Origin of the sequence: Pseudomonas knackmussii B13, from assembly GCF_000689415.1 — a bacterium.
GTDB lineage: Bacteria > Pseudomonadota > Gammaproteobacteria > Pseudomonadales > Pseudomonadaceae > Pseudomonas > Pseudomonas knackmussii.
In genome coordinates this window covers 1403234-1414915 of sequence record NZ_HG322950.1, presented here as the reverse complement: position 1 = coordinate 1414915, position 11682 = coordinate 1403234, and the positions used below count along the sequence as shown (strand labels likewise).

Genomic DNA, 11682 nt, shown 5'->3' with positions numbered 1-11682 from the left:
GGGGGCGAGCGCTGTCTAGCCGCAGCCCAGCGGATTCTTCTCTTCGCGCTTGGCCTCGCCCCAGATCGCGTCCAGCTCTTCCAGGCTGCAGTCCTCGGGCTTGCGGCCCTGGTCCCGCAGCGCCGTCTCGATATAGCGGAAGCGGCGCTCGAACTTGGCATTTGCTGCGCGCAGGGCGGTTTCCGGATCGACCTTCAGGTGACGCGCCAGGTTGACCGCCGCGAACAGCAGGTCGCCGACTTCATCCGCCTGGGCTTCGGCATCGCCGTCGGCCATGGCTTCGAGCACCTCGTCCAGCTCTTCGCGCAACTTGTCCACGACCGGCAACGCTTCAGGCCAGTCGAAGCCGACCTGGGCCGCGCGCTTCTGCAGTTTGGCCGCGCGACTCAGCGCCGGCAGCGCGGTGGGCACGTCGTCCAGCAGCGACAGCTGCACCGGCTCGGCGGCCTTGGCGGCGCGCTCTTCGGCCTTGAGCTCTTCCCAGCGCTGCTTGACCGCGGCCTCCTCCAGCTTCGCCGGGTCGGGCTCGCCGTAAAGGTCGCCGTCGGGGAAGACGTGGGGATGGCGGCGGACCAGCTTGGCGGTGATGCCGTGGACCACTTCATCGAAGGCGAAACGCTGCTCCTCGCGGGCCAGCTGGCTGTAATAGACCACCTGGAACAGCAGATCGCCGAGCTCCTCGCGCAGATGGCCGAAGTCGCCGCGCTCGATGGCATCGGCAACTTCGTAGGCCTCTTCGAGGGTGTAGGGGACTATGGTCGCGTAGCTCTGCTTGAGGTCCCACGGGCAGCCGTGCTGCGGGTCGCGCAGCCGGGCCATGAGGTGCAGCAGGTCGTCGAGCTTATACATCCTTGCCGCCCGCGCGGTCGCGCCGCGCTTCGATGATGTTCGGCAGCTGCGAGATCCGCGCCAGCAGGCGGCCAAGGGAGTCCAGGCCCGGAATCTCGATGGTCAGGCGCATGACCGCGGTGTTGTCTTCCTTGTCCGAGCGGGTGTTCACCGCCAGCACGTTGATGCGCTCGTTGAGCAGCACCTGGGAGACGTCGCGCAGCAGGCCGGAACGGTCGTAGGCGCGGATGACGATGTCCACCGGGTAGGTCTGTACCGGCACCGGCCCCCAGCTGACCTGGATCATCCGTTCGGGTTCACGGCTACCCAGTTGCAGCACGGTGGCGCAGTCCTGGCGGTGGATGGTGACGCCACGGCCGAGGGTGATGTAGCCGACGATGGGATCGCCCGGCAGCGGCTGGCAGCAGCCGGCCATCTGCGTCAGCAGGTTGCCCACGCCCTGGATCTGGATGTCGCCGCGCTTGCCGTGGCCAATGCGACTCGGCTTGCGCGGGATGAGTTCGAGCTGCTCGTTGCCGCGCTCCGGTTCCACCAGCGCCTGTGCATAACCGACTACATGGGCCAGGCGCAGGTCACCGGCGCCGAGGGCGGCGAAGAGGTCCTCGCCGGTCTTGTAGTTGGCCTTCTCGGCCAGCTTCTCGAAGTCCACCGGCGGCAGCGCCAGGCGTCCGAGCTCGCGCTCGAGCATGGTCTTGCCGGCGGCGACGTTCTGGTCGCGCGCCTGCAGCTTGAACCAGTGGACGATCTTCGCCCGCGCCCGCGAGGTGGTGACGTAGCCGAGGTTCTGGTTCAGCCAGTCGCGGCTCGGGCCGCTGTGCTTGCCGGTGATGATCTCGACCTGCTCGCCGGTCTGGAGGCTGTAGTTCAGCGGGACGATGCGCCCGTTGATCTTCGCGCCACGGCAGTTGTGCCCGACCTCGGTGTGCACGCGGTAGGCGAAGTCCAGCGGCGTGGAGCCCTTGGGCAGGTCGATGGCGTGGCCATCAGGGGTGAACACGTAGACGCGGTCAGGCTCGATATCCACGCGCAGCTGTTCGGCCAGGCCGCCGATGTCACCCAGTTCCTCGTGCCACTCGAGGACCTGACGCAGCCAGGAGATCTTCTCTTCGTAGTGGTTGGAGCCGGATTTGACGTCGGTGCCCTTGTAGCGCCAGTGCGCGCAGACGCCCAGCTCGGCCTCTTCGTGCATCGAGTGGGTGCGGATCTGCACTTCCAGCACCTTGCCCTCGGGGCCGATCACCGCGGTGTGCAGCGAGCGATAACCGTTTTCCTTGGGGTTGGCGATGTAGTCGTCGAACTCCTTGGGAATGTGCCGCCAGAGGGTGTGCACGATGCCCAGCGCGGTGTAGCAGTCGCGCATTTCCGGGACCAGCACGCGCACGGCGCGGACGTCGTAGATCTGGCTGAAGTCCAGGCCTTTGCGCTGCATCTTCCGCCAGATCGAATAGATGTGCTTGGCGCGGCCGGACAGGTCGGCCTTGATGCCGGTGGCGGCCAGTGCGTCCTTGAGCTGCTGCATCACGGTGGCGATGTACTGCTCGCGGTCCAGGCGGCGCTCGTGCAGCAGCTTGGCGATCTGTTTGTATTGGTCGGGTTCGAGGTAGCGGAAGGAAAGGTCTTCCAGCTCCCACTTGATGTGGCCGATGCCCAGGCGATGGGCAAGCGGTGCATAGATGTCGAAGACCTCTCGGGCGACGCGCATGCGCTTCTCTTCGTCGGCGTTCTTCACCGCACGAATGGCACAGGTGCGTTCGGCCAGCTTGATCAGCGCGACGCGTACGTCGTCGACCATGGCCACCAGCATCTTGCGCAGGTTCTCGATCTGCGCCTGGGTGCCGAGCACCAGCGACTGCCGCGGGTTCAAGCTGGTGCTGATCGCCGCCATGCGCAGCACGCCTTCGATCAGCTTGGCCACCACCGAACCGAAGCGCTGCTGCACCTCTTCCAGCTTGATCTTGCCCTCGCGCACTCCACGGTAGATGACCGCGGCGACCAGGGACTCCTGGTCGAGCTTGAGGTCAGCCAGGATCTCGGCGATTTCCAGGCCCGTCTGGAAGCTGGAGGTACCCTCCGCCCACGCCGTGTCGACCTGGCTGGCCGCCTTGTTCTCGGCCGCCCGGGCGAACTCGCAGGCTTCCAGCAGGACCTTTCGGTCCAGCACCGGGACCAGGGTCTGGACGTGGTCCAGCCAAGCCTCGAGGTTGATACTGCCGTCCGTGTTGACCGGCTGGTGCGCTCTCACCTGTACCATCTTCTCTACCCTTCCCCACGGAGCGCCAGGGCGCCCCGCTCTACTGCGCCGGCCTTCTTAGCGCAGGCCGGTCGGATTGCGCGGGCTTTCCTAGCCCGCCTCGAACAGAGCCATCGCCTCCACATGCGCCGTCTGCGGGAACATGTCGAGGATTCCGGCACGCTTCAGGCGATAGCCCTGTCGGGCCAGTTCGCCGGCGTCGCGCGCCAGGGTCGCCGGGTTGCAGGATACGTACAGTATCCGCCGGGCGCCCAGGTCGCGCATCCCGCGCACTGCCTCGAACGCGCCATCGCGCGGCGGGTCGAGCAGTACGGCGGGGAATCCTTGTTTGGCGTTCCCGGTGTACCAGGACGCCTCGTTCAGCGGCTTCGCCAGGTCCGCCTGGTGGAACGCGGCATTGTCCAGGCCGTTGGCCCGGGCGTTGGCCGTGGCCCGCGCAACCATGCTGTCGACGCCTTCCACACCCACCACTTCGGCGGCACGCCGCGCCAGCGGCAGGGCGAAATTGCCCAGGCCACAGAACAGGTCTAGCACCCGTTCCGTCGGTGCGGGGGCCAGCCAGTCCAGTGCCTGCTCGACCATCGCCAGGTTGACCGGCTCATTGACCTGGACGAAATCGCCGGGGCGATAGGCCAGGGTCAGATCCCAGGACTCCAGACGATAGCCAAGCTGCCCGGCACCGTCTGCCGGCGACGGTTCTCCGTCGCCCTGCAGCCAGAGCTGCACATCCCGTGCCGAACAGAACGCCTGCAGGCGTTCGAGGTCGCCGGCCGGCAGTGGTTCGGTATGCCGCAGCAGCAAAGCACTGGCAGTGCCGTGGAAGAGTTCGACGTGGCCGATCGCCTGCGGCTTGGCGAAGCCCTGCAGCAGTTCGGGCAGCTCGCGGGCCAGGACCTGCAACGGAGGCACCAGCACCAGGCAGTCGTCGAAGGCGACGATCGCTTGGCTCGCGGCAGCACGGAAACCTACCTCCAGGCGCTTGGCCTTGACGTCCCAGCGCACGGCAATGCGGGCGCGGCGGCGGTAGCCGAATTCCGGACCGACCAGCGGCGCCGCCCACTCGTCGGGGACGATATCGCCGAAGCGTTGCAGCTGCTCGGCCAGGGTGCGTTGCTTGAGCGCCAGCTGATCGGCATGCGGCAGGTGCTGCAAGGTACAGCCGCCACACTGGCCAGCGACCGGACAGGGCGCTTGTCGACGCATTTCGGCGGCGTTAAGCACACGCTCGGTGCGCGCGTCGACGACCTGGCTGCGCGCCGCCAGGACGCGCGCTTCCACAGCTTCGCCCGGCAGCGCGCCGGCGACGAACCAGGTGCGCCCTTCAAGATGGGCGATGCCCCGGCCGTCATGGGCCAGGCGTTCAATCTGCAGACGTTGCTTCTTGCCCACCGGCACGCCACTGGAGCGCGCACCGCCGCTGGGCTGGAAACGAAGTCCGCCTCTCTGCTTGGCCATGGTCAGTCGGCGTCGAAGATGCCGGAGGACAGATAACGGTCGCCGCGGTCGCAGATGATCGCCACCATCACGGCGTTTTCCAGCTCGCGCGACAGGCGCAGCATGGCCGCCACCGCACCGCCGGAGGACACGCCGCAGAAGATGCCTTCTTCGCGGGCCAGGCGGCGCATGACGTCTTCGGCCTCGCTCTGGTGCATGTCCACCACGCGGTCCACGCGGGTCGAGTCATAGATCTTCGGCAGGTATTCCTGCGGCCAGCGGCGGATGCCGGGGATGGCCGAGCCTTCCATCGGCTGCAGGCCGACGATCTGTACCTCGGGCTTCTGCTCCTTGAGGTAGCGCGACACGCCCATGATGGTGCCGGTGGTGCCCATGGAGCTGACGAAATGGGTGATCTCGCCGCCGGTCTGGCGCCAGATTTCCGGGCCGGTGCCGCGGTAGTGGGCTTCGGGGTTGTCGCCGTTGGCGAACTGGTCGAGGACCTTGCCCTTGCCTTCGCGCTGCATCTGGTCGGCGAGGTCGCGGGCGCCTTCCATGCCCTGCTCCTTGGTCACCAGGATCAGTTCGGCACCGTAGGCGGTCATGGCGGCCTTGCGCTCGGCGGTGGAGTTGTCCGGCATGATCAGGATCATCCGGTAGCCCTTGATCGCCGCGGCCATGGCCAGGGCGATGCCGGTGTTGCCGGAGGTCGCTTCGATCAGGGTGTCGCCGGGCTGGATGTCACCGCGCAGTTCAGCACGGGTAATCATCGACAGCGCCGGGCGGTCTTTCACGGAGCCGGCGGGGTTGTTGCCCTCAAGCTTCACCAGCAGGGTGTTGGTGGTCTCTCCGGGCAGGCGCTGCAGGCGCACCAGCGGCGTATTGCCGACGCAGTCGGCGATGGTGGGGTACTGCACGGTCATGGAATCGCTCGTCATCCGCAAGGCAGGCTGAATAACGAGGCATGATACCGGTAAACCGGCCGCAGCCATATCACGGAGGCGTTTCCGGACGGCTGAATGGCCTGCACGCGGCCTGTCACGCGCACCACACAGCCAGGCCCTGACGCAGAAAAGCCCTGCAGATCCATCTGTAAGAATTCATCTCGGCGCCGAACGAAAGGCCCGTCAGCGTCAGGCCGCTTACTGCGCCTTGCGCAAGCGCAGGTGCATATGCAGACCGGGATCGCCGCGCTCGGCCCAAAGCTCGCCGCCCTGCAGACGGATAGCGCTGCGCGCGATGCTCAGGCCAAGGCCGAAACCTTCGCCGGAGCGCGCAGCGGACAGGCGGGTGAACGGCCGGAAGATGCGTTCGAGGGCCTCCTCGGGAACGCCCGGCCCCTGGTCGGCCAGGCACAGATGCCAGTGCTCTCCCTCATGCCACCCGAGCAAACGGATGCTGCCCTCTTCAGGCGAATGGCGGATGGCGTTGCGCAGCAGGTTTTCCAGCGCTTGGGCCAGGCCATTGAGATGACCGTGCACGCGGCAGTCTTCCGGCAGCTCGCACTGGAAGCGCGCCGCGTCCCAGCCGGACTCGAAGCAGGCGTCTTCCACCAATAGCTCCCACAACGGCAGCACGGCGACGTCCTCCATCACCAGGCGCGGTCGCTCGGTATCCATCCATGCCAGGTCGAGGGTGGTTTCCACCAGGCGCTGCATGACTTCGACATCACGCTCCAGCCGCTGGCGCAGCGCCTCCTCCGAGAGGTCGCACTCGGCGGCCACGCGCAGCCGGCTGAGCGGCGTGCGCAGTTCGTGGGACAGGTCGCGCAGCAATTGACGCTGGAACGCCACGTGACCACTCAGCCGCCGCGCCATGTGATCGAAAGCCCGTCCCAGCTCGCCCAGCTCGTCGCGACGCAGGCTGACTCCGCCTCCAGCGTGGCTATCCAGCTCGTCGGCGCAGAGCGCATTCGCCTGCTCGCGCAGACGCGCCAGCGGGTGGATCAGTTGGCGATAGAGCAGCACGCACAGCAGCAGCGCCAGGGCGGCGGGCACCAGGCCGTGGGTCAGCAGGCGGCGCGACAGCGAATAGCCAGCCGGCTGGAAACGCGCCGGCAGTTGCAGCACCAGGCGCCCATCGACCGGGCGATCAGGGAAGGGCACGCCTATATAGGGCAACCCTCGACTGCGCGGGCTGACCGGCCAATCCAGGCCGCGCAAGAAAGTCAGACGACTCGCCTCTTCCAGGCTCAAGGGCTGCGTGCCCAGGCTCTGCAGACGTCCGTCGACCGCCACCATCCAGGTTTCCTCGCTGGCGCGCATGCGCGCCAGCCAGCTATCCACACCCTCGGCACCATCGCTGCGCCAGGCACGCTCCAGTTCGGCGGAATAGCCAACGAGTACCTGCCGTGCCTCCTCGCTGAGGTTATAGGCGTTGCGCTCGACCTGCCGCCCCAGGGTCCAGGACAGCCAGATCAGCGCCAGGCACAGCAGCACCACCGGCACGGCCAGGCGCCAGAACAGGGAATGCCGCCCGGGCAGGATCGGACGCATCAGCGGCTAGTCCACTGACGCCAGCACGTAGCCCTTGCCCCAGACCGCGCGCAGCTGGTGCCGGTCGTAGCCGAGCGCCAGCAGTTTGCGACGCAGGTGGCTGACGTGCATGTCCAGGCTGCGGTCGTGGGCGGTGTAGCCGCGGTGTAGCACGTGCTGATAGAGGAAGGGCTTGCTCAACGTCTCGTCGACGCTGCCGAGGAACAACTCGAGCAGCCGGTACTCGCTGGCCGTGAGACTGGCGCTGCGCCCCAGCAAACGGACCTCGCACGGTTCTTCGCAAAGTTCAAGCTCGGCAACTGCCAACGGCTGGCGCTGGCTGCCGCGCTCCAGGGCAACGCGCCGCAGGATGGCGTCGATGCGTACGTTCAGCTCGGCCAGGCTGAAGGGCTTGGGCAGGTAGTCGTCGGCGCCCTGCGAGAACCCGGCAATGCGGTCCTGTTCGGCGCCCAATGCGGACATCAGGATCACCGGCACGCTCTGCTCGCTGCGCAACCGCCGCAGCGCGTCGAGGCCGCTGCAGCCGGGCAGCATGACGTCCAGCAGGATCAGGTCGAAGGGTTCGAGCAGGGCCTGCTCCAGCCCCTGCTGGCCATCGGCGCACCAATCGACGGCGAATCCACGCTGGCGCAGGTGGCTCTGCAGATGGGCGCCGAGCACCGGATCATCCTCGATGGCGAGAAGGCGCGGCGGCGGAGAGGGATTCGGATTCATGCCAAATAAGACGTATTTGCGAACGTCAAGTATTCACGACAATCCCGGTGCGAGGCAAATCAGCTCACCCGGCGGGGCGCCGTGATCGAGATTCCCACCGATCAACCCGCTACACTGCCCCGATATTCAGCTAGGGAGGACGCGCGTGTTCAAGGATCTCGGCATCAAGGGGCGGGTGCTGATGCTCACCCTGTTGCCCACCAGTCTTCTCACACTGGTGCTCGGCGGCTACTTCACCTGGGTTCAGCTCTCGGACATGCGCTCCCAACTGATCGAACGCGGCCAACTGATCGCGGAGCAACTCGCGCCGCTCTCTGCCCCGGCACTGGTGCACAACGATGCCGCGCTGCTGCAGCGTATTGCCAACGACGCGCTCGATCAGCCCGATGTGCGCGCCGTGACCTTCCTCACCCCCGACCGCGCGCGCCTGGCCCATGCCGGGCCGAGCATTCTCACCCCGGCGCCGAGTGGCGACGGCAGCCACCTGAGCATGACCAGCAGCCTGGACACCACGCACTTCCTGCTGCCGGTGCTCGGCCGCCATCGCAGCCTCTCCGGCGCGCCGGAAGAAGACGCCGACCGTCTGCTCGGCTGGGTCGAGCTGGAGCTGTCGCACCACGGCACCCTGCTGCGCGGCTATCGCAGCCTGTTCACCAGCCTGCTGCTGGTGCTCACCGGCCTGGTGGTCACCGCCCTCCTCGCCCTGCGCATGAGCCGGGCGATCAGCGCACCGTTGCGGGAAATCGCCCAGGGCGTCGCGCAGCTCAAGGAAGGTCGCCTGGAAACGCGCCTGCCGGCCCTGGGCAGCCACGAGCTCGACGAACTCGCCGCAGGCATCAACCGCATGGCCGAAGCGCTGCAGAGCGCCCAGGAAGAGATGCAGCACAACATCGACCAGGCCACCGAAGACGTCCGCCAGAACCTGGAAACCATCGAGATCCAGAACATCGAGCTGGACCTGGCGCGCAAGGAGGCCCTGGAGGCCAGCCGCATCAAGTCCGAGTTCCTGGCGAACATGAGCCACGAGATCCGCACCCCGCTCAACGGCATCATCGGCTTCACCAACCTGCTGCAGAAAAGCGAGCTGACCTCGCGCCAGCAGGACTACCTGGGCACCATCCAGAAGTCCGCCGAAAGCCTGCTGGGGATCATCAGCGAGATCCTCGACTTCTCGAAGATCGAGGCCGGCAAGCTGATCCTCGAGCACATCCCGTTCAACCTGCGCGAACTGATCCAGGACACCCTGACCATCCTCGCCCCGGCCGCCCACGAGAAGCAGTTGGAGCTGGTCAGCCTGATCTACCGCGACACCCCGCTGAACCTGATCGGCGATCCGCTGCGCCTGAAGCAGGTGCTGACCAACCTGGTGAGCAACGCGATCAAGTTCACCCACGAAGGCAGCATCGCCGTGCGCGCCATGCTCGAGGACGAGAACGAGGACAGCGTGCAGCTGCGCATCAGCGTGCGCGACACCGGCATCGGCCTGACCAACGCCGACCTGCGCGCCCTCTTCCAGGCCTTCAGCCAGGCCGATAACTCGCTGTCGCGGCAGACCGGCGGCACCGGCCTGGGCCTGGTGATTTCCAAGCGACTGGTCGAGCAGATGGGCGGCGAGATCGGCGTCGACAGCAGTTCCGGCGACGGCTCGGAATTCTGGATCAGCCTAACCCTGCCCAAGGCCCGCAGCGACAGCGACGACCTCCTCCCTGCGCCCCACAGCGGCCACCGCGTGGCGCTCTGCGAACCCCACGAGCTGACCCGCGCGGCCCTGCACCACCAACTGGAGGACTGCGGCCTGGAAGTCTGCGAGTTCGACGACCTGCAGGCGCTGCAAGCGGCCCTCGCACAGCCCGAGGCCAACCAGCGGCCAATCCAGCTGGCGGTGCTCAGTGTCAGCCTGCAGGCCAACCCACCGGAAGCGCTGCGCCAGACCATCCGCGAGTTCGAGCAGCAAGGCTGCAAGAGCCTGCTGCTCTGCCCGACCATCGAACAGTCGCAGTACAACGCCGTGCTGCCGGATGGACAGGTGCAGAGCAAACCGGCCTGCACGCGCAAGCTGCACACGGCGCTGAGCGAACTGCTGCATCTGCGACCGGCACGCAAGGACAAACCCACGCAGCCGAACGAACGCCAGACGCCGCGCCTGCTCTGCGTCGACGACAACCCAGCCAACCTCTTGCTGGTGCAGACCCTGCTCGGCGACCTGGGCGCCCAGGTGGTCGCCGTCGACAGCGGCCTGGCGGCGGTGGAAGCCGTGCAGCGCGAACGCTTCGACATGGTCTTCATGGACGTGCAGATGCCCGGCATGGACGGCCGCCAGGCCACCGAGGCGATCCGCCGCTGGGAGCACCAGCGCGAGGTCGAGCCGGTGCCAATCGTGGCGCTCACCGCGCACGCGCTGGCCAACGAGAAGCGCGCCCTGCTGCAGGGCGGCATGGACGACTACCTGACCAAGCCCATCGACGAGCGCCAGTTGGCCCAGGTGGTGCTCAAGTGGACCGGCATCGCCCTGAACGAGCGCGGCGCATCCGGCGGTGGCGATCAATCGACGGTGAACGGGCTGAGCGTGCTCGACGCCGACGAAGGCCTGCGCCTGGCCGCCGGCAAGGCCGACCTCGCCGCCGACATGCTGGCGATGCTGCTCGCCTCGCTCGGCGCCGACCGCCAGGCGATCCGCCTGGCGCGCGAGCGCAACGACCGCGTCACCCTGATCGAGCGCGTGCACCGCCTGCACGGCGCGACCCGCTACTGCGGCGTGCCGCAGCTGCGTGCCGCCTGCCAGCGCGCCGAGACCCTGCTCAAGCAGAACGACCCACAGGCCCAGCCGGCGCTGGACGAGCTCGACCAGGCGATCGGAGAACTGGCCCGCGCCACCGAGAGCCACACCGGGCAGCGCCTGCCCCACGACTCCGATTGAGGTCGGCCATGCGCATCATCCTGTTCAGCAGCCAGAACTACGATCGCGACAGCTTCCTCGCCGCCAACCACGAGCGCGGCCTGGAGCTGCACTTCCAGCCCACCCAGCTGCGCGAGGATACGGTCGCCCTGGCCATGGGCTTCGAGGTGGTCTGCCCATTCGTCAACGACGTGCTCGACCGCCCGGTGCTCGAACACCTGGCCTCCGGCGGCACGCGGCTGATCGCCTTGCGCTCGGCCGGCTACAACCACGTGGACCTGGCCGCCGCCCGCAGCCTGGGGCTGACCGTGGTGCGCGTGCCCGCATACTCGCCGCACGCAGTGGCCGAACACGCCGTGGGCCTGGTCCTGGCGCTCTGCCGGCACCTGCACCGCGCCTACAACCGCACCCGCGAGGGCGACTTCTCGCTGCACGGGCTGACTGGTTTCGATCTGCACGGCAAGACCGTCGGGGTGATCGGCAGCGGCCAGATCGGCCAGGTATTCGCCCGGATCATGAGCGGCTTCGGCTGCCGCCTGCTGGCCTACGATCCCTATCCGAACCCGGCCATCGAGGCCATGGGCGGAAAGTTCGTCAAGCTCGAGCAACTGCTTGCCGAAGCGGACATCGTCAGCCTGCACTGCCCGCTCAACGACGCCACGCGACACCTGATCAACGAGCACAGCCTGCAGGGCATGAAGCGCGGCGCGATGCTGATCAACACCGGGCGCGGCGCGCTGGTCGATACGCCGGCGCTGATCGAAGCGCTCAAGAGCGGCCAGCTCGGCTACCTCGGCCTGGACGTCTACGAGGAGGAAGCAGAAATCTTCTTCGCCGACCGCTCCGACCTGCCGCTGCAGGACGACGTGCTGGCGCGCCTGCTGACCTTCCCCAACGTCATCATCACCGCGCACCAGGCGTTCCTCACCCGCGAGGCGCTGGCGGCCATCGCCTCGACCACGCTGGACAACGTCATCGCCTGGAGCAAAGGTAACTGCATCAACCGGGTCGACCCCTGATACCGGGGGTCGCCGAAGTCGCCC

At 67.3% G+C, this 11682-nt stretch carries 8 protein-coding genes; 2 read left to right on the top strand and 6 right to left on the bottom strand.

Features of this window, described 5'->3' with window-relative positions; translation table 11 throughout:
- Positions 1 to 15: 15 nt before the first annotated feature.
- From mazG to PKB_RS06675, 6 genes are all read right to left on the bottom strand, one after another.
- Positions 16 to 849, bottom strand: a complete 834-nt coding sequence (mazG, locus tag PKB_RS06700; RefSeq protein WP_043250113.1) for a nucleoside triphosphate pyrophosphohydrolase — start codon at positions 847 to 849, stop codon at positions 16 to 18.
- A complete protein-coding gene (gene relA, locus PKB_RS06695) occupies positions 842 to 3100 on the bottom strand; it encodes a GTP diphosphokinase (RefSeq protein WP_043250111.1) in 2259 nt (752 codons plus the stop codon). Before relA ends, mazG begins: the two co-directional genes overlap by 8 nt.
- Positions 3101 to 3190: 90 nt before the next feature.
- The gene (gene rlmD / locus PKB_RS06690; protein WP_043250109.1) at positions 3191 to 4555 is read right to left on the bottom strand and encodes a 23S rRNA (uracil(1939)-C(5))-methyltransferase RlmD; all 1365 of its coding nucleotides are present in this window, start codon (positions 4553 to 4555) and stop codon (positions 3191 to 3193) included.
- A gap of 2 nt (positions 4556 to 4557) precedes the next feature.
- Positions 4558 to 5457: a cysteine synthase CysM gene (cysM, locus tag PKB_RS06685; RefSeq protein ID WP_043250106.1), complete on the bottom strand. Its 900-nt coding sequence runs from the start codon at positions 5455 to 5457 to the stop codon at positions 4558 to 4560.
- Between the two features lie 219 nt (positions 5458 to 5676).
- Positions 5677 to 7029 (bottom strand): HAMP domain-containing sensor histidine kinase, encoded by a 1353-nt coding sequence (locus PKB_RS06680; protein WP_043250104.1) that lies wholly within the window; start codon positions 7027 to 7029, stop codon positions 5677 to 5679.
- A 6-nt stretch (positions 7030 to 7035) separates the two neighbouring features.
- Positions 7036 to 7743, bottom strand: coding sequence for a response regulator transcription factor (locus PKB_RS06675; protein ID WP_043250102.1), 708 nt, complete (start codon positions 7741 to 7743; stop codon positions 7036 to 7038).
- Positions 7744 to 7888: 145 nt separating this feature from the next.
- On the opposite strand from PKB_RS06675, the gene PKB_RS06670 reads away from it, so the two are divergent.
- On the top strand, positions 7889 to 10660 hold the full coding sequence (locus tag PKB_RS06670; protein WP_052355203.1) for a response regulator: 2772 nt from the start codon (positions 7889 to 7891) through the stop codon (positions 10658 to 10660).
- Positions 10661 to 10668: 8 nt separating this feature from the next.
- Positions 10669 to 11658, top strand: a complete 990-nt coding sequence (locus tag PKB_RS06665; RefSeq protein WP_043250100.1) for a 2-hydroxyacid dehydrogenase — start codon at positions 10669 to 10671, stop codon at positions 11656 to 11658.
- Positions 11659 to 11682: the final 24 nt, after the last annotated feature.